This is a genomic window from Hafnia alvei (assembly GCF_900095695.1).
GTDB lineage: Bacteria > Pseudomonadota > Gammaproteobacteria > Enterobacterales > Enterobacteriaceae > Hafnia > Hafnia alvei_B.
Map to the genome: position 1 here is coordinate 24,680 of NZ_FMIQ01000064.1, position 17,999 is coordinate 42,678.

At 48.8% G+C, this 17,999-nt stretch carries 13 protein-coding genes; 8 read left to right on the forward strand and 5 right to left on the reverse strand.

Annotated elements, in window-relative coordinates; genetic code table 11:
* Positions 1-360 precede the first annotated feature (360 nt).
* Positions 361-2,184: a ribosome-dependent GTPase TypA gene (gene typA, locus BN1044_RS17650; protein WP_025799735.1), complete on the forward strand. Its 1,824-nt coding sequence runs from the start codon at positions 361-363 to the stop codon at positions 2,182-2,184.
* 67 nt (positions 2,185-2,251) lie between these two features.
* Here typA and BN1044_RS17655 read toward each other — a convergent pair whose 3' ends face one another.
* Positions 2,252-3,889 (reverse strand): methyl-accepting chemotaxis protein, encoded by a 1,638-nt coding sequence (locus tag BN1044_RS17655; RefSeq protein ID WP_072309780.1) that lies wholly within the window; start codon positions 3,887-3,889, stop codon positions 2,252-2,254.
* 312 nt (positions 3,890-4,201) lie between these two features.
* Here BN1044_RS17655 and yihX point away from each other — a divergent pair, with 312 nt between their 5' ends.
* The 4 genes from yihX to fabY all read left to right on the forward strand — a co-directional run bounded on the left by yihX (position 4,202) and on the right by fabY (position 7,387).
* On the forward strand, positions 4,202-4,789 hold the full coding sequence (gene yihX / locus BN1044_RS17660) for a glucose-1-phosphatase (protein ID WP_040044549.1): 588 nt from the start codon (positions 4,202-4,204) through the stop codon (positions 4,787-4,789).
* 157 nt (positions 4,790-4,946) lie between these two features.
* A complete protein-coding gene (locus BN1044_RS17665; protein WP_072309781.1) occupies positions 4,947-5,852 on the forward strand; it encodes a virulence factor BrkB family protein in 906 nt (301 codons plus the stop codon).
* Positions 5,853-6,290, forward strand: a complete 438-nt coding sequence (gene dtd, locus BN1044_RS17670) for a D-aminoacyl-tRNA deacylase (RefSeq protein WP_025799727.1) — start codon at positions 5,853-5,855, stop codon at positions 6,288-6,290. It begins immediately after the preceding gene.
* Between the two features lie 167 nt (positions 6,291-6,457).
* Positions 6,458-7,387, forward strand: coding sequence for a fatty acid biosynthesis protein FabY (gene fabY, locus BN1044_RS17675; RefSeq protein ID WP_072309782.1), 930 nt, complete (start codon positions 6,458-6,460; stop codon positions 7,385-7,387).
* A gap of 260 nt (positions 7,388-7,647) precedes the next feature.
* Here the strand turns inward: fabY and BN1044_RS17680 are convergent, their stop codons facing one another.
* Complete coding sequence (locus tag BN1044_RS17680; protein WP_072309783.1) at positions 7,648-8,880, reverse strand: MFS transporter; 1,233 nt, start codon at positions 8,878-8,880, stop codon at positions 7,648-7,650.
* A gap of 273 nt (positions 8,881-9,153) precedes the next feature.
* Here BN1044_RS17680 and BN1044_RS17685 point away from each other — a divergent pair, with 273 nt between their 5' ends.
* Positions 9,154-10,149 carry an acyltransferase gene (locus BN1044_RS17685; protein ID WP_072309784.1) on the forward strand — a complete coding sequence of 332 codons (996 nt, stop codon included), beginning with the start codon at positions 9,154-9,156 and terminating at the stop codon, positions 10,147-10,149.
* Positions 10,150-10,201: 52 nt separating this feature from the next.
* On the opposite strand, the gene BN1044_RS17690 is transcribed toward BN1044_RS17685, so the two are convergent.
* From BN1044_RS17690 to xylE, 3 genes are all read right to left on the reverse strand, one after another.
* Positions 10,202-11,203: a lysozyme inhibitor LprI family protein gene (locus BN1044_RS17690; protein WP_072309785.1), complete on the reverse strand. Its 1,002-nt coding sequence runs from the start codon at positions 11,201-11,203 to the stop codon at positions 10,202-10,204.
* A 546-nt stretch (positions 11,204-11,749) separates the two neighbouring features.
* Entirely contained in the window at positions 11,750-12,931 is a 1,182-nt protein-coding gene (gene xylR / locus BN1044_RS17700) for a D-xylose utilization transcriptional activator XylR (RefSeq protein ID WP_072309786.1), read from the reverse strand.
* A gap of 121 nt (positions 12,932-13,052) precedes the next feature.
* Positions 13,053-14,528, reverse strand: a complete 1,476-nt coding sequence (gene xylE / locus BN1044_RS17705) for a D-xylose transporter XylE (RefSeq protein ID WP_072309787.1) — start codon at positions 14,526-14,528, stop codon at positions 13,053-13,055.
* 383 nt (positions 14,529-14,911) lie between these two features.
* Between xylE and xylA the strand changes: the two genes are divergently transcribed.
* The gene (gene xylA, locus BN1044_RS17710; protein WP_025799713.1) at positions 14,912-16,231 is read left to right on the forward strand and encodes a xylose isomerase; all 1,320 of its coding nucleotides are present in this window, start codon (positions 14,912-14,914) and stop codon (positions 16,229-16,231) included.
* A 66-nt stretch (positions 16,232-16,297) separates the two neighbouring features.
* Positions 16,298-17,761 carry a xylulokinase gene (gene xylB / locus BN1044_RS17715; RefSeq protein ID WP_072309788.1) on the forward strand — a complete coding sequence of 488 codons (1,464 nt, stop codon included), beginning with the start codon at positions 16,298-16,300 and terminating at the stop codon, positions 17,759-17,761.
* The last annotated feature ends 238 nt before the right edge of the window (positions 17,762-17,999 follow it).

Sequence of the window (17,999 nt, forward strand, 5' to 3'; positions counted from 1 at the left end):
CTCCCGGTTGCCTAAGGTCGTCGTGGAACGAATCTGTATATATAAATGGTTTTTTCACCATAAATTTATACAAGCTAAAACCATGCCAACTTTACAAATCGCTCGGAAAGCGCATAATTGGCGTATCTGGTGATAGGAGACTATGCACCAGAATCGAATTCCGCACCAGAATGGTGCAGTGTAAGATTTCATATGCACCATTCCAGTGCAAATTGTTCATTCCCGCGCCGTTTGGCATCGTGAATAGGATCACAAACTCACCTTTTTACGGTTGTTTATAAGAGATGCTTGTGATCTTGTTTAGTCCCTCGCTTATTACGTGTACAATAGCGCGCTATTTCTAATGCCTGAGGCAAAGCTGTGATCGAAAATCTGCGTAACATCGCCATTATTGCGCACGTTGACCATGGGAAAACCACCCTGGTTGACAAGTTGCTACAACAATCCGGCACGTTCGGTGAACGTGAAGAAGCAACTGAACGCGTAATGGACTCCAACGATTTGGAGAAAGAGCGTGGGATTACCATCCTCGCGAAAAACACCGCCATTAATTGGAAAGACTACCGTATCAACATCGTGGATACCCCGGGGCATGCTGACTTCGGTGGCGAAGTTGAACGTGTAATGTCTATGGTTGACTCGGTACTGCTGGTTGTTGACGCAATGGATGGCCCTATGCCGCAGACCCGTTTCGTGACCAAAAAAGCATTTGCTAACGGTCTGAAACCAATTGTGGTTATCAACAAAGTTGACCGTCCGGGCGCACGTCCTGACTGGGTTGTCGATCAGGTATTCGACCTGTTCGTTAACTTGGACGCAACCGACGAGCAGCTGGACTTCCCAATCGTTTACGCATCTGCGTTGAACGGTATTGCGGGTCTGGACCATAACGATATGGCCGACGACATGACTCCGCTGTATCAAGCGATTGTTGACCATGTATCTCCGCCACAAGTTGAAGCTGACGCACCTTTCCAGATGCAAATTTCTCAGCTGGACTACAACAACTACGTTGGCGTTATCGGTATCGGCCGTATCAAACGCGGTAAAATCAAACCTAACCAACAGGTTACTTTGATCGATAGCGAAGGCAAAACTCGTAACGGTAAAGTCGGTAAAGTTCTGACCCACATGGGTCTGGAGCGTATCGAAGCTGACGTTGCTGAAGCTGGCGACATCATTGCAATCACCGGTCTGGGTGAACTGAACATTTCCGACACTATTTGTGAAGTGGGTAATGTTGAAGCTCTGCCTGCGCTGAGCGTTGATGAACCAACTGTAACCATGTACTTCTGCGTAAACACCTCTCCGTTCTGCGGTAAAGAAGGTAAATACGTGACCTCCCGTCAGATCCTGGAGCGTCTGCAGAAAGAACTGGTACACAACGTTGCTCTGCGCGTTGAAGAAACTGAAGATGCTGATGCATTCCGCGTTTCAGGCCGTGGTGAACTTCACCTGTCGGTTCTGATCGAAAACATGCGTCGTGAAGGTTTCGAGCTGGCAGTATCTCGTCCTAAGGTTATCAACCGTAAGATTGATGGCCGTATGCAAGAACCGTTTGAAAACGTAACTCTGGATATCGAAGAGCAGCACCAGGGTTCAGTCATGCAAGCCATGGGTGAACGTAAGGGCGACGTTAAAAACATGGTTCCAGATGGCAAGGGTCGTATCCGTTTGGATTACATCATCCCTGCGCGTGGCCTGATCGGCTTCCGTACTGAATTCATGACTATGACTTCTGGTACTGGTCTGCTGTACTCCACCTTCAGCCATTACGACGATGTACGTCCAGGCGAAATCGGCCAGCGTCAGAACGGCGTGCTGATCTCTAACGGTCAGGGTAAAGCGGTTGCGTTTGCTCTGTTCGGTCTGCAGGATCGCGGTAAGCTGTTCTTGGGTCACGGTGCAGAAGTTTATGAAGGCCAGATCATCGGTATTCATACTCGTTCTAACGACCTGACCGTTAACTGCTTGACCGGTAAGAAACTGACCAACATGCGTGCGTCTGGTACTGATGAAGCAACTACCCTGGTTCCTGCGATTAAAATGTCTCTGGAACAGGCTCTGGAATTCATCGATGACGACGAATTGGTAGAAGTGACTCCGGTTTCTGTACGTATCCGTAAACGTCACCTGACTGAAAACGACCGTCGCCGCGCAGCTCGTGGCCCTAAAGAAGACTAATCTTCTTTAACGATTGTTTAAGTCTGATATTAGGGCACCTTAGGGTGCCCTTTTTTATACCTAAAAATTAGATCCAGTTTTCATCATCTAGCATTTCTGCCGTTTTTACTGCCGTAGAGTTTTTTACCGTTTTTGTGGTTTGGCCATTAATTTGAAAGACGGCGACGGCCTGTGTGAGGCTGCCTGAGAGATCTTCAACGTTTGCGGCTGTGGTTGCGACCTGCTCGACCAAGGCCGCATTTTGTTGAGTGACCTGATCCATTTGGGTGATGGCTACGCGTATTTGTTCTACTCCACGGCTTTGCTCTTCAGAGGCGTAAGAGATGCTGTCCATCATCGTGCTTGCCTTCGAGATGGCGCTGGTCATTTCCGCGATTGTTGACCCTGTTTTATCTGCCAGTTCCGCACCTTCTTGAATTTGGTAGGCAGATTCAGAAATCAGGCTGTTAATTTCTTTTGCTGACTGTGCAGAGCGTTGGGCAAGGTTACGCACTTCGCTGGCGACAACGGCAAATCCACGCCCAGCTTCGCCTGCACGAGCGGCCTCTACGGCGGCATTCAGAGCCAGTATATTAGTTTGGAAAGCAATGCTGTCGATGACGCTAATGATATCGCCCATCTTTTGCGCATTGGTTTTGATGGTGTGCATTTTGGTGGTCATGTTCTTCATCTGCTGCTCGCCTTCATGAGCGATAGAAGCCGATGTTTGGATCATGGAGGAGGCTTGCACGGCGTTATCCGCGTTGAGCTTAACCGTAGACGATATCTGCTCCATGCTGGCGGCCGTTTCTGCTAACGCGGATGCCTGCTCTTCCGTACGGCTGGAGAGGTCGGTGTTGCCGGCTGCAATTTCTTGAGTGCCAATATTAATCGACTCCACGCCGTCGCGAATGGACTTCACGGTTTCAATCAGTTCATATTGCATCTCTTGCAGTGCGGCGCATAACTTACCGATTTCATTATTGTTTTCGACGTCAATCGGGTGGCGAAGATCGCCTTTACCAATTTGGGCAAAATAGCCGGATACCTTGTTCAATGGCTTCACCAAGATGCGATCCAGCCAGAAGTAAGCAATGATAAATAGCACCACTACGGCAACTAAAATAGCGCACATGATTTGAATGGAGAACGTGTAAGAGGCCGTGCTATCGGCACTCGCCTTGACCAGATTTTCCTGACGCAGGTTCACATAGTTGGCGTACTGGTCATCATATTCTTTCCGCACCTTCACGCGAGATTCTTGATAGCTGGTCATGGACTGTTGCAGTTGTTCTGGTGTGGTGAAATTTTCCAGTAAGCCAATATTCGCCAACGCGCTTGAAACCTGATCCGCCTGGGCTTTTTCCATGATCCTACCGATTTCAGGCCGGCTCATCGTTATACCTGGGATCTTCATGAACAAGTCAAAGTTAGTCTGCGAAGCTTGTAATTCTTGGCGCAATGTTTTGACGACCTGCGGCACATTAACCGGCATGTTATTGGTGAGTTGAATAACGGTGCTATCAATAATCGAACGCAGGCGTAAGACGGCATCACGTGAATCGGAGAGTGCTTTTTGTTCGCTTGCGGTGACTTCCAGAAAGCTGACGTCTTTATCGTTTTGATGAAGAAAAAACATTCCGATTCCACTGGATGTAAATTGGAGTAAGGCAAATACGGCCAATAAAATGAGCAGCCCTGTTCTGATTGTTAGATTTTTAAACATAATTTCCGGCCTTATTTTGGGTAATAAATATGCGATGTTTGATTTGCTATCGGCGGAAGTTAGAAAATTCTTATACCCACAGTGAAATAAAGGTTTTGATGCTATTGAAATAGTCATGCGCAGTGAGGAATTGTGATCTATGTCCAATTTTTGCGCGTTTAAGTAGGGAGTTCGGCTATCAGGGTGTTGTAGAAAGCCCCAGAACAGCGGATTTTGGATATTCTGTATTCGTTGCGGCGTTTAGAGACGGTGCCTATTTCAGCGCACGATTTCAGGTTAGAGTAAAAACTCACAAAAAATCAGGAGCGGCACATGTTGTACATCTTTGATTTAGGGAATGTGATTGTAGATATTGATTTTAAGCGCGTGCTCGGTGTTTGGAGCAAATATAGCGGTGTGCCGCTGGCCACGCTGTCCGAACGATTCAAAATGGGCGAGGTTTTCCAGCAACACGAGCGTGGCACCATTACCGATGAAGAGTTTGCGCACAAACTCTGTGCTGAAATGGGGATAGCACTCAGCTTCGAACAGTTTGAGTTAGGCTGGCAGTCGGTATTTGTTGGTCTGCGTCCGGAAGTGATTGAGCTCATGAAAAAACTGCGCAGCTACGGCAATCGCGTGGTTGTGCTATCAAACACCAACCGCCTACACAGCAACTATTGGCCGAAGCATTATCCTGAAGTGGAAGCCGCCAGCGATCATATGTATCTCTCCCAAGATCTCGGTATGCGTAAGCCAGATGCGGAGATTTATCAGCACGTGTTGGCTCAGGAGCATTGTCCAGCCAGCGATGCGGTATTCTTTGATGACAACGCTGAAAACGTTGCGGCCGCAGCGGCGTTGGGAATTAAGTCTATTCTCGTCACGGATAACCAAGTGGTGCCCGCGTATTTTGCCTAGCCTATCTATGGGGTAGGTAATAAGGGGGCAGGTAATGGGATAATTTGTTTTATCCTGCGCATTTTTTTGCGCAACCCCAAGAAAACGTTAACATTAAAAGATGTTTAACCGCTCAGGCCGTAATGTCATGGTCTGAGCGTTGTTTTCAGGAGGGGGCATGACCCTTTTTTCTTGGCAGTCAGCGAAGTCCTGCATCTCTTTTGGGCGCCTTTTGTGGGCCAGAGTCAATCACGACCGAGTGAGCATGATGGCGGGCAGTTTAGCCTATGTTTCGCTGCTATCTCTGGTTCCTCTCGTCACCGTGGTCTTCTCGTTGTTTGCCGCTTTCCCCATGTTTGGCGAAGTTTCCGAGCAGCTCAAACACTTTATTTTTACCAATTTTGTTCCCGCTGCCGGCGATGTGGTGCAGTCTTATATCGAACAGTTTGTCGCCAATTCGAGCAAGATGACCGCCGTGGGTGCCGTTGGGCTGATTGTTACGGCCCTGTTGGTCATCTCTTCCGTTGACGGTGCGCTAAACCATATTTGGCGTAGCCGTACTCAGCGGCCAATCGTCTATTCATTTGCGATCTATTGGATGGTATTAACCCTTGGCCCCATTTTAGTGGGGGCCAGCATGGCGATTAGCACCTATCTACTTTCCATTCGCTGGCTGGCGATGACCGGCGTGTATTCGCTGGTGGATCAGATGCTGCGCATTTTTCCTTTCCTGCTCTCCTGCGCTAGTTTCTGGCTCATTTACTGCGTCGTGCCCACGCAGCGAGTACCCGCCAGAGATGCGCTGATCGGCGCGGCTGTGGCAGGGCTGTTGTTCGAATTGGGCAAAAAAGGCTTTGGGCTATACGTCACGATGTTTCCATCGTATCAATTGATTTATGGCGTACTGGCCGTGATACCGATACTGTTTGTCTGGGTCTACTGGAGCTGGTGTATTGTGTTATTAGGCGCAGAGATTACCGTCTCGCTAAGTGAATACCGCGCTATGCATCAGCGCGCAAAACGAGAAGAAAACCAGAAAATTCAAGCGACACCGCCAGAAAACGATAAGGAAGAGAAGAACTAAATGATAGCGTTAATTCAGAGAGTAACTCATGCCAGCGTTGTTGTTGAAGGCACCACCGTGGGCGAAATTGGCCCGGGGCTGCTGGTATTACTGGGCGTTGAAAAAGAAGATAACGAACAAAAAGCCCAAAGACTGCGTGACAAAGTGTTGGGCTATCGAATTTTCAGCGATGAAAACGACAAGATGAATCTTAACGTTCAGCAGGCCGGTGGCAGCGTACTGGTGGTTTCCCAGTTTACCTTAGCCGCAGACACTCAAAAGGGGATGCGCCCAAGCTTCTCCGGCGGAGCTGCTCCCGATGAAGCCGAACGCCTGTATGAATACTTCGTTGGCCAGTGCCGTGAAACCGGCATCAACACCCAAACCGGGCAGTTTGCGGCTGATATGAAGGTTTCGCTACTCAATGATGGGCCGGTCACCTTCTGGCTCCAGGTTTAGGCTATCTTGCTTGCCATTTTGAGGTTGGGCAGTGCTCAGAATCCTCACGTACTATTGTACGCTCCGGTTCTTGCGCGCTGTCCGCTCTCAAAATGACTGCGCCGATAACGCCTAAACCACGATGATTATCTGTACCTTTGCGATTGTACGATGAGAGAGAGCAAGTTATGTATCACCTGCGAGTTCCGGTTACAGAGCAAGAGCTAAAAGATTATTACCAGTTTCGCTGGGAGATGCTGCGTAAGCCGCTGCATCAGCCTGTGGGATCGGAGCGTGATGCCTATGATGCGATGGCGCATCATCAAATGGTGGTTGATGAATCGGGAAAACCTGTAGCCATCGGGCGTTTATATATCAATGCCGATAATGAAGCCTCTATCCGCTTTCTAGCGGTTGATCCAACCGTACAGGCCAAAGGGTTAGGAACGCTGGTGGCGATGACGCTGGAGTCTGTAGCGCGTCAGGAAGGGGTTAAACGCGTGGTGTGTAGTGCACGCGAAGATGCGGTAGAGTTTTTTGCCAAGCTGGGTTTTGAAAATCAGGGCGAAATTACCGCACCGCAAACCACGCCGGTACGCCATTTCCTGATGATTAAACCGGTAGCAACGCTTGATGATATTTTGCATCGCCCTGATTGGTGCGCTCAGTTGCAAAAAGCATGGTACGAAAACATCCCGTTAAGTGAAAAAATGGGTGTGCGAATCAGCCAATATACTGGTCAGCGTTTTGTGACCACCATGCCGGAGTCAGGCAATCAAAACCCACATCAAACGCTGTTTGCAGGTAGCCTGTTTTCGCTGGCGACGTTAACGGGCTGGGGGCTGATTTGGCTGCTGCTGCGTGAACAACATTTAGGCGGAACCATTATTCTGGCCGATGCACATATACGCTATAGCGCACCGATTACCGGTCGACCACGCGCGGTTGCGGATCTCAGCTCCGTCAGCGGCGATCTGGACAGGCTTGCTCGCGGGCGCAAAGCTCGCGTTCAGCTTTCGGTAAATCTGTATGGTGATGAGCATCCAGGCGCGGTGTTTGAAGGGACGTATATGGTACTGCCTGCGACCGAAGATGATGATGAGGGCAGTATTCAGTGAGGCTGGGTGAATAGTAGCCCCACCTTGGGCAGTAATGCCGTTCGTTTAAGAGATCGAGATACAAGGGTCTACCACACCGCGGGGCGGTTACGGAACACATTCATGTGTTCCCCCCTAAAGGGCAACGCTTCCGCGTTGTTCAACTTTGCTCCAGGCAAAGTTGTCGGCGGCTTACGCCGCTACGACCCCATCGGTGTGCTCCCCCTAAAATCGAGCTTAAGTGAACGACATTACACTTCGGGTAGGAGTTGTCGCAGAGCTTATGCCGCCTGCGGCATCCCGACCTGCTTATTACGCAAGAACAGCGCCACAAGCGTCAGCCAAATAATACCGCTCATCAGGTTAAATAGGCTGAACCAGCTATTACCGCCGAGCAAATAGGCGTGTTTGGTTAACTCAATACCGACGGTAAAAATCAGCATACTGAGCATGCCCATTGCAGCCGACACTGTGCCTTTGCTCATATCGCTGGAAAATAGCGTTAAACGATATAATCCTGCGTTAGCGATCCCGATCCCGAAGGCGTAGATACTCAGTCCCGCCGTCATCCACAGATAGGCATGAGAAGCGTGCACCGTCGCAACCGCAGCGATTGCCAGTCCCAGCATCATTGGCCATGCGCCAAGTTTAATCAGGGAGCGAACGCTGCGAGTACTGGTCATTTTCGCCAGCGTAAAGTTGCCTAGAATCAGAGCGCCGAACACCGGAACCTGTAGAAGCCCGTAATCATAGCTGCTTAAACCTTCGCCGCTAATTATGATGACCGGAGACTGCGCGATCCAAGCTAAAAGCGGCAAACTGGCGAAACCGGTCGCGAGCGCACCGCACAGAAAATGGCGGTTTGACAGCACCTGTTTATAGTCCTGCCCCAGCGCTTTCAGCGACAGCTTTTCACCGCGACGCGTCGCGGTTTCAGGCATAGCACGCCACAGCCCATAGAATGAGAACGCGGCGAGTGCGGCAAACATCACAAACATCATTTGCCATGGCAAAATATGCACCCAAGCGGCACCAGCCAAAGGCCCTAGCAACGGAGCAATCAGGGCCACGTTTGCCATCAGCGCGGTGATTTTTATGCACACCGACTCTTCAAAGGACTCTTGAATGGCGGCATAGCCCACTGCCCCAATAAAGCACAGGCTCACCCCCTGCAAGAAGCGCAGCAGCGTAAATTGCTCGATTGTCTGTGCCAGCAAAATGGCTAAACACATCACGACAAAATAGGCCACGCCAGCCAACATAACGGGACGACGCCCAATGCGGTCCGACAATGGTCCAAGCAGCCATTGCAGGAACATGCCACCGGCCAGATAAGCGGTCATTGACGTTGGTACCCATTCTTGGCCAACGTTAAATTCTTGCACCACGGTCAACATACCGGGCTGGATCATGTCGTTGCCGATATAGGTGGTGAATTCATACAGAACCAGACAAAGCGGAAACAGCAGCGCCTGTCGGCCCAATCGCCCTGCGGCGGAGAGAGACTTTTGCATATTTATTAGTTATTTGTTTATTCAGAAAAGGGAAAAAAAACCGGCGATGTGTCGGTGAACAGATTATGTTGTTACGAACAACGTAAGGCTGAGTGGCTATTTTGCCGTCAATTATCACGCTTGGCAATCAGTGATGTGTAACTCAAAAATATAAATCACGATTAGCTTAGGCATTCTTCTGATTGCTGACGGAGGGGTCGGAAGGTTAACCTGTTTTTAACAAAAACACCGTCGGTGTTATACGGAATTCAGGTAAGGGCTTGGCGCAAAAACATGAGTCAGAAAATCATTTGGATCGATAACTTACGCGCCACGGCTTGCCTCATGGTGGTGATGATCCATTCAACAACTTACTATGTCACCAGCGGGTTTAGTATTGGCCAAATAAATTGGGATGTGGCAAACCTCCTTAATTCGGCATCTCGGGTGTGTGTGCCCTTATTTTTCATGATTTCTGGCTATCTATTTTTTGGCGAGAAGTCGGCTCAAGGGCGACATGTGCTGCATGTTTTGCGCTGCTTGCTGTTTTATAGCGCGCTAGGGCTGTTGTATATCAGTACGCTGACACATATTAATCCGTGGCTTTCTATTCGATATTTCCTCGTGAAGCCGGTGTTTTATCACCTATGGTTTTTCTATGCGATATTGGCTCTGTATATCATTTCCCCATTGATTAGTGTGCGTGCGGTGAGTGCGCGATATTTGGCGATAGTGGTTGCCGTACTGGCGGTTATCGCCAACCCTAATTTGCCGCAATACAGCTATCAGGGGATTAAGCTTTTCCCTATTAATCTGCATATCTCTGGCGATATGTTTTACTACCTGCTTTATGCGTTGATGGGGCGATCTCTGGGGATGTTACACACCGAGCAGCGGCGTGTATCTTGGAGCGCTGCGCTAGCTTTTATCGGCTGCGTGGCCGCGATTGCATTTTCTACCTACCGCCAAACACAGCACAACGGTGGATTTGCTGATACTTACTACATGTACTGTGGGCCGCTGGTGTTTATTGCTAGCTGCGCTATTTTTCTCTTCTTTAAGAATAACTTTAATCATTCTCAATCTCGGTGGATGGCGTTTATTTCACGTCATTCGTTGGCGATTTATGGCTTCCACGCATTTTTTATCCACTTCATCCGCACCCATCATCTAGATGCACGCAGCTGGCCGCTGGTGGATATTTTCATGGTGTTTTTATTCGCGCTGGCGGGAAGTTTGTTGTGCAGTTGGGTTGTGGGGAAAATTGATAGAAAGGGCTGGGTTTCGTAGTATTTATACCCCATTCTCACGGTGGCAAGAATGGGGGGGTAGAGGGTATCGGCTATTTCTCTAAAAAATGAAGTTTCCACGACGCCAAGGTTCTCGGCATCATTTTTTCATCCTGATTTTTTGAGCTGTAATAGCGCATGGCAAGCTGACCATTTTTATCAGGCACAATCAGGCCAGCCCACATATCGCCTTCTGGCGTATACATAATAATAGCGGCTTGATTATTTGATGCGCCACGTACCCACATTGAAATGACTCTAGCGCCAATATTGTCGAGATCTTCGCTATAGACGTAGACGTTTGCGGTATCGACAAAGCGCTGATAATCGTCTCCCACGAGTTCACGAAATTGCCGATCGCGAGCGGCTTCCGTAATAATCCCAATGGATAATAGCGAAGGCTTTGGGCGAGGATCTTGGGTGGCTTTTGTATATTTTCCATCAATGAATACGCCGTCTGGCATAGACATTCTGCATCCCCAGTCGGCGTTGCTATGAATTTGCAGCGAGCCATCCTTTTTAGGGATGAGCAGTAGTTTACAATTGCTGGTATCAGCCACCCGATCAACGATACCGATGCCGTAGAGCTTACGGGCTTCAGCGGTGTATTCATCACCGTTCATCCCAGCCCAAGCATGGATATCAATGTTAAAGCCCCATTCGTTATTGCGGCTGAACTGAACGGTGCCGCCGCTCATATTGCCTGCGCTGAGATTCCACCACTGGCCATCCCACTGGAAGTTAGTATCGGCATCAGAAAGGGTGCTGATCCCTTCATAATAAGCGCGCTCGATGCAATTATCGCTGGTACATTTTTCGAGCGATTTTTCCCAGTTTTCGTACTGGCTATGCACTTTCAGCGAATCTTCTTTAACCAACATGGCACGATAAATAATGGTCATCGTGGTGTCTAGCCAGTGCAGGCCATCATTACTACAAATGGTATTTTCCAACGGCGTAGTTGCACGCTGGCAGTTGACCGCCATCGCTTGGCTACTGGTCAAGCCAACAAGCAAAAACCAGCAAAACTTAATTAATGTGTTTCTAACACACATATTAAAACCTAATAAGAGTAAATCGGATTAATCCTCGCAAGTATATTTGCCAAAACATTAACCAACAAATTATTTATCATTTTTATGTTTATTTTTTGCGCTTAAGATTTTTCTAAGTCATGTCGCTTTTCATAAATGTTCTTTCTTTTATTGCTTGAGGATGTCATGAGAATAGAAAGTAATAATTTTGCTTACTTATCTACTGAACTTATATCTCAGAATCAAAACGAAATGACACGGAAGCCGCTCGGGATCCAGCGAGTAAGCGGACATGAATGTCCACAAACTGGGGTATGGCGGATGATGAACTCATCTTCACATCCTGTTCTAAATATCCGAAAAGGCACAATTATGCCTTACTACCAAGGATCACCCGTTAATTGGCAGCTAGCTGATTACATATTGAGTGACGAGATCGACAGATAGCGTATTCCCGCCGCTTTGACATTGGTTCCAATCAATATGAATGGAGGCAAAAAGCGGCGTTTTTAGTGAAAGATGGCTAAGATTTTTCTTATCAACTTATTGTTTTATGCGAAATATTTTTTATCCAATATTGTCACCAAAGCGATCGCGATAATCCTTTGGCGTCATGCTGTATCCCTTCTTAAATACCGAATAGAAATATTGTAGCGACGGATAACCACACATTTGAGAGATTTCATTGATCGATAGCGATGTGGCAATTAAGAGGTTACGTGCGCGATCCAATTTCTCTTCATGGATCACGGCATGAATCGTTTGTCCGGTTTCATCTTTAAAACGCTTCTCTAGGTTTGAACGGGACATTCCCACGGCATCCAAAACCTGTTCAACCTTGATCCCTTCGCAGGCATGGTGACGAATAAAATGCATGGCTTGAATCACGGACGGATCGCTTAGCGAGCGAAAATCTGTCGATCTTCGCTCAACCACTTTTATTGGCGGAACTAAAACACGTTGAGGAACCGACGGCTTTCCGCTTGATAGCAGCTGATGCAGCATTTTAGCTGCACGATAACCCATCTGGCGTGTGCCTTGTGCGACCGACGAAAGCGCCACGCGTGACAGATATCGCGTGAGTTCTTCATTATCGATGCCGATGACGCTGATTTTTTCAGGTACGGCAATATCAAGATGCTCGCATACCTGTAATAGATGGCGAGCACGCGCATCGGTAACGGCAATAATGCCGGTTTGCGGCGGCAGCGTCTGTACCCAGTCAGCCAGTCGGTTCTGCGCGTATTGCCAGTTATCCGGCGTTGTTTCCATCCCTTGATAAACCACGCCTTGGTACTGTTCTTTAGCGACCAACTGACGGAAAAAATACTCTCGCTCCTGCGCCCATCGTTTATCGCTGCTGGTTGGCAGGCCATAAAAAGCGAAGCGGTTGATGCCTTTTTCTTTGAGATGCAAAAATGCGCTTTCGACCAGCGCGTGATTATCGGTGGCGATGTAAGAAACGGGTGGATAGTCCTCTTCGCGATGATAGGAGCCACCAACGCCGACAATCGGCACTTCGAGATTGCTTAACAGCGTTTCAATTTCACGATCGTCAAAATCGGCAATCACGCCATCGCCCAGCCAATCTCTGATATTGTCGATGCGGCAACGGAAGTCCTCTTCGATAAAAATATCCCAATCACACTGAGAAGCCTGTAAATACTCACCGACACCTTCCACCACCTGACGGTCATACGCCTTGTTGGCATTGAATAACAATGTAATGCGATAGCGTTTGGCAAACATACTGACTCCGTTAAACGATGATGGGTAAGGCGCAAACAGGGAAGCAAAATCGGGTACGAAGGGGATAACGCATTATTTCACAACACTCATCCGACTTTACGCCGGATGAGTATGAAGGATTTTAGATTTTAATGTCTTGATCCTGTGAGCGAGGACGGTGGGTCCAGAGAGATTCAAGTTCTTCGAGTGATTTCCCTTTGGTTTCTGGAACATATTTCCACATAAACAATGCGGCGAGAATGCCCATGACGCCGTAAATCCAGTAGGAGAATCCGTTATGGAAATGCGCCACCAGATAGGAGTTTTTATCCATCATTGGGAACGTCCAAGAGACAAAATAGTTCGCTATCCACTGAGCAGCCACGGCGACAGCTAAGGCTTTGCTACGGATTGCATTAGGGAATATTTCCGCAAGCAGTACCCAACAAACCGGTCCCCACGACATGGCAAAAGCCGCCACGTAAAATAGCATTGACGCGAGCGCCACCACGCCAGAAAGCTGGGCATAGAAAGCGGTGCCTAAGCCAAACATCCCAAGCGACATGCCTAATGCGCCGATGATCTGCAAAGGTTTACGGCCAAATTTATCGACCGTCATAATGGCCACTACGGTAAAGGTTAGATTGATAACCCCAACGATGATGGTTTGTAGCAGGGCGATATCCGTGCTGGCACCTAAGGTCTTAAACACTTCTGGTGCGTAATACAGCACTACGTTGATCCCGACGAACTGCTGGAATACCGAAAGCATGACGCCGATAACGATGACTCCCGCCCCAAACATCAGCAAGCGCGCATTCGCATGCTCGGGATTATTGAGTGAGCGGGTGATCTCTTTCAGCGCGGGTTCGGCCTGCAATTTCCCCATGATGCGAGTCAGAATATCGCCAGCCCGTTTGGTTTCACCACGAGCAATGAGCCAACGAGGGCTTTCTGGCACGGAAAACAGCAAACCAAAGAATAAAATCGCTGGAATAGCCTCTGATGCAAACATATAACGCCAACCGATGCTATTTAGCCATAGCGCATCGCCAGAGCGTGCAATAAAATAGTTAACGCAATAAACCATCAGCTGACCAAAAATAATAGCAAATTGGTTAAATGAAACTAATTTACCTCTTATTTCTGCCGGTGCAATTTCCGCAATATACATAGGGGAAAGCATTGAGGCTAATCCTACGCCGACGCCACCGATGATTCTATAAATAACAAACTCTGGAATATATCCTGACAAGTAAACAGGTATTCCGCCATCTGGATTAATGGTGCTTAACCCTAATTCTGGCCATCCTGATCCGATAGCGGAAATAAGGAAAAGCAGCGCTGAGATCATTAATGAGTTTCGACGACCAAAGCGATTGCTAAGATAGCCCCCCATTGCTCCACCGATAATACACCCAATCAGCGCACTGGCTACGCAGAAGCCCAGTAGTGAGTTAGCCGCGGCTTCGCTGAGGCCTTGTGGTTGTACAAATACTTGATTTATCGAATCAACCGTACCTGATATGACCGCCGTATCATAGCCAAAAAGGAGCCCTCCCAGTGTGGCAACCAGCGTGATTCTAAAGATATAAGATGAGTTATAGTGCTGTTTCATAGTAATTGCCCTGCCTTACTTTTTAGACATGCAACATCTGATTTATAATAAAAAAGCTCTTTTTTATTTCTATCCGTAGAGTAATACTGAACTTCTAATAAAAATCAGATAAGAGGTTAAACCGGAAGATAAAACGGAGTTAATCCTCTAGCGGCAATCGTTTTAAAACAATTGCCATATTTTACTTCTGAGTTATGAATTGTGTTTTTTATGACAAGCATCATACTTCGCTACTTTCAATGTTATTTTTTGAGACTTTGGGATATAGAGCACAATTAATAATTCTCTTAACAACGGAGTGAAATTTCGTAATTGATATGGCGGTGTGAGACTTCCAAGATGGTGATGTCAACGCACATTGAACCTACTTAGAGGGTATCGCCATGCAATCATATTTTGATCAACTAGAACGTGTTCGTTTTGAAGGAACTCATAGTACTAATCCTTTAGCTTTCCGCCATTACAATCCAGACGAAATTGTTCTTGGTAAACGCATGGAAGAACACCTGCGCTTTGCGGCGTGCTACTGGCATACCTTCTGCTGGAATGGTGCTGATATGTTTGGCATCGGTTCATTTGACCGTCCTTGGCAGCAGCCCGGCGAAGCGCTGGAACAAGCTAAACGCAAAGCCGATGTCGCCTTTGAATTCTTCCACAAGCTGAATGTGCCGTATTACTGTTTCCATGATATCGACGTATCGCCAGAAGGCGCTTCGCTTAAAGAATACGTCAATAACTTTGCGGTGATGACCGACGTGCTGGCTGAGAAGCAAGAAAGCAGCGGTGTGAAACTGTTGTGGGGCACGGCGAACTGCTTCACCAATCCGCGCTACGGCGCAGGTGCGGCTACTAACCCAAATCCAGACGTTTTTGCCTGGGCTGCCACACAGGTTTGCCAAGCGATGCAGGCGACCAAAAAACTGGGTGGCGAAAACTACGTGCTGTGGGGCGGACGTGAAGGTTATGAAACCCTGTTAAACACCGATTTACGCCAAGAGCGCGAACAGTTAGGGCGTTTCATGCAGATGGTGGTCGATCACAAACACAAAATTGGTTTCCAAGGCACGCTGCTGATCGAGCCAAAACCACAAGAGCCAACCAAGCATCAATATGACTATGATGTTGCGACGGTTTATGGATTCTTAAAACAGTTCGGTTTAGAAAAAGAGATCAAGGTCAATATCGAGGCCAACCACGCCACGCTGGCAGGTCATACTTTCCACCATGAGATCGCCAGCGCGATTGCTCTGGGTATTTTTGGGTCGGTAGATGCCAACCGAGGCGATGCACAGCTCGGCTGGGATACCGATCAGTTCCCGAACAGCGTAGAAGAAAATGCGCTGATCATGTTTGAAATCCTCAAAGCAGGCGGTTTCACCACCGGTGGTCTGAACTACGACGCTAAAGTTCGTCGCCAAAGTACGGATAAATATGATCTGTTCTACGGTCATATTGGCGCTATGGATACGATGGCGCTGTCGCTGAAAATTGCGGCCAAAATGATTGAAGACGGTGAGCTAGATCGTCGCGTTGCGAAACGTTATTCCGGCTGGAACGGCGAATTTGGTCAGCAAATCCTGCAGGGCAAACTTTCTCTGGATGGTATTGCGCAATATGCACAGCAAAACCAGCTTGCGCCGCAGCACCAGAGCGGACATCAAGAGCTGCTGGAAAACGTGGTTAATCGTTATATTTTTGGTTGATACTTTCCCCTGCTAACCTCCCCCACTTAATCGGGGGAGGAACCGTTCGAGAACAGGAGCTACGCCATGTATCTGGGTATTGATTTAGGGACCTCCGGCGTAAAAGCCATTTTGCTCAGCGAAGAGGGCAAGGTGATAGCCAGCCATGGCGAGCCGTTACAGGTCAATCGTCCGCATCCATTATGGTCTGAGCAAGATCCCGCATCATGGTGGCGTGCCACGGATGCGGCGGTGCTGGCGCTTGGCAAACAACATTCACTGAGCAACGTGCGAGCGGTAGGGCTGACAGGCCAGATGCATGGGGCTACGCTGCTCGACAAACAGCAAAATATTCTGCGGCCGGCAATTCTTTGGAACGATGGGCGCAGCGCGCAAGAGTGTCGAGAATTAGAGGCCAGTGTGCCCAATTCTCGCCAGATTACCGGCAATTTGATGATGCCGGGCTTTACCGCGCCGAAGCTCAAATGGGTGGCAAAGCATGAGCCTGACGTGTTTGCTCAAATAGATAAAGTGCTGTTACCCAAGGATTACCTGCGCTGGAAGATGAGCGGTGTTTTTGCCAGTGATATGTCCGATGCGGCAGGCACGATGTGGCTAGATGTGGGCCAGCGCGATTGGAGTGATGAGCTGCTGGCAGCAACGGGGCTTAATCGCAGCCATATGCCTGCGTTGTTTGAAGGCTCGCAGATTACGGGCGAATTACTGGCATCCATTGCGCAGCGTTGGCATATGCCGGTTGTGCCTGTGGTGGCTGGCGGTGGCGATAACGCCGCGGGTGCCGTGGGCGTGGGTTTATATCGTTCAGGTCAGGCGATGCTTTCGCTTGGAACCTCCGGCGTCTATTTTGCCGTCAGTGATGGTTTCTTAAGTAATCCAGAAAGCGCGGTACACAGTTTCTGCCACGCCTTGCCGAATACGTGGCACCTGATGTCAGTAATGCTCAGCGCGGCATCGTGTTTGGATTGGGTTGCGAAACTCACGGGGCTTAGCAGCGTGTCTGAGCTGCTAAAAGAGGTGGAAAGCAGCGCTCCGGCTGAAGCTCCGCTGTGGTTTTTACCTTATCTCTCCGGTGAACGCACGCCGCATAATAACCCAGAGGCCAAGGGCGCATTCTGGGGACTGACCCATGAGCATCAGCGTGCCGATTTATGCCGAGCTGTGTTAGAAGGCGTGGGTTTTGCGCTGGCGGATGGGATGGATGTGCTACATGCCACAGGTCTGAGGCCACAGCGCATTACGCTGATTGGCGGCGGCGCACGCAGCGCATATTGGCGTCAGATGCTGGCTGATATCAGCGGTCAAACGCTCGAATACCGAACCGGCGGCGACGTTGGCCCCGCGCTAGGCGCCGCACGTTTAGCTCAGATCGCACTGCATCCAAATACGCCGCTCGCCGAACTGTTACCAGAACTTCCGCTGGAGCAGGTGCATAAACCCGATGCGGCACGGCATGAGAGTTATCAAGAAAGACGACGTATTTTCAGGGAGTTGTATCGGGCGTTGGAGGTATTTACATTGCCTAAAATCTAGGGCGAATATTTGCAGAGTGCGAAGCGTGATTTCGTCCGCCGGTCAGGTTTGGTATTTATATGCAAATATCATTGTTGGCGACCGACGAAAGGTCGCTAGCGCGCGACCTCTCGACTCTCGCGCTTTTGTCCTGTGTTGTTAGGCCGACCGGTCTCGGAGCGTGCATCTCTGCACGCCCTCAACCTGGCGCCATCTTCCTGATGGCGGCTCTATACTGAATTAAACTTGAAGTCTTGGC

Bases quoted from the DNA above. Each gene is read 5' to 3' on its own strand.
- BN1044_RS17655 (WP_072309780.1), bottom strand. From the start codon at position 3,889: ATGTTTAAAAATCTAACAATCAGAACAGGGCTGCTCATTTTATTGGCC.
- yihX (WP_040044549.1), top strand. From the start codon at position 4,202: ATGTTGTACATCTTTGATTTAGGGAATGTGATTGTAGATATTGATTTT.
- BN1044_RS17665 (WP_072309781.1), top strand. From the start codon at position 4,947: ATGACCCTTTTTTCTTGGCAGTCAGCGAAGTCCTGCATCTCTTTTGGG.
- dtd (WP_025799727.1), top strand. From the start codon at position 5,853: ATGATAGCGTTAATTCAGAGAGTAACTCATGCCAGCGTTGTTGTTGAA.
- fabY (WP_072309782.1), top strand. From the start codon at position 6,458: ATGTATCACCTGCGAGTTCCGGTTACAGAGCAAGAGCTAAAAGATTAT.
- BN1044_RS17680 (WP_072309783.1), bottom strand. From the start codon at position 8,880: ATGCAAAAGTCTCTCTCCGCCGCAGGGCGATTGGGCCGACAGGCGCTG.
- BN1044_RS17685 (WP_072309784.1), top strand. From the start codon at position 9,154: ATGAGTCAGAAAATCATTTGGATCGATAACTTACGCGCCACGGCTTGC.
- BN1044_RS17690 (WP_072309785.1), bottom strand. From the start codon at position 11,203: ATGTGTGTTAGAAACACATTAATTAAGTTTTGCTGGTTTTTGCTTGTT.
- xylR (WP_072309786.1), bottom strand. From the start codon at position 12,931: ATGTTTGCCAAACGCTATCGCATTACATTGTTATTCAATGCCAACAAG.
- xylE (WP_072309787.1), bottom strand. From the start codon at position 14,528: ATGAAACAGCACTATAACTCATCTTATATCTTTAGAATCACGCTGGTT.
- xylA (WP_025799713.1), top strand. From the start codon at position 14,912: ATGCAATCATATTTTGATCAACTAGAACGTGTTCGTTTTGAAGGAACT.
- xylB (WP_072309788.1), top strand. From the start codon at position 16,298: ATGTATCTGGGTATTGATTTAGGGACCTCCGGCGTAAAAGCCATTTTG.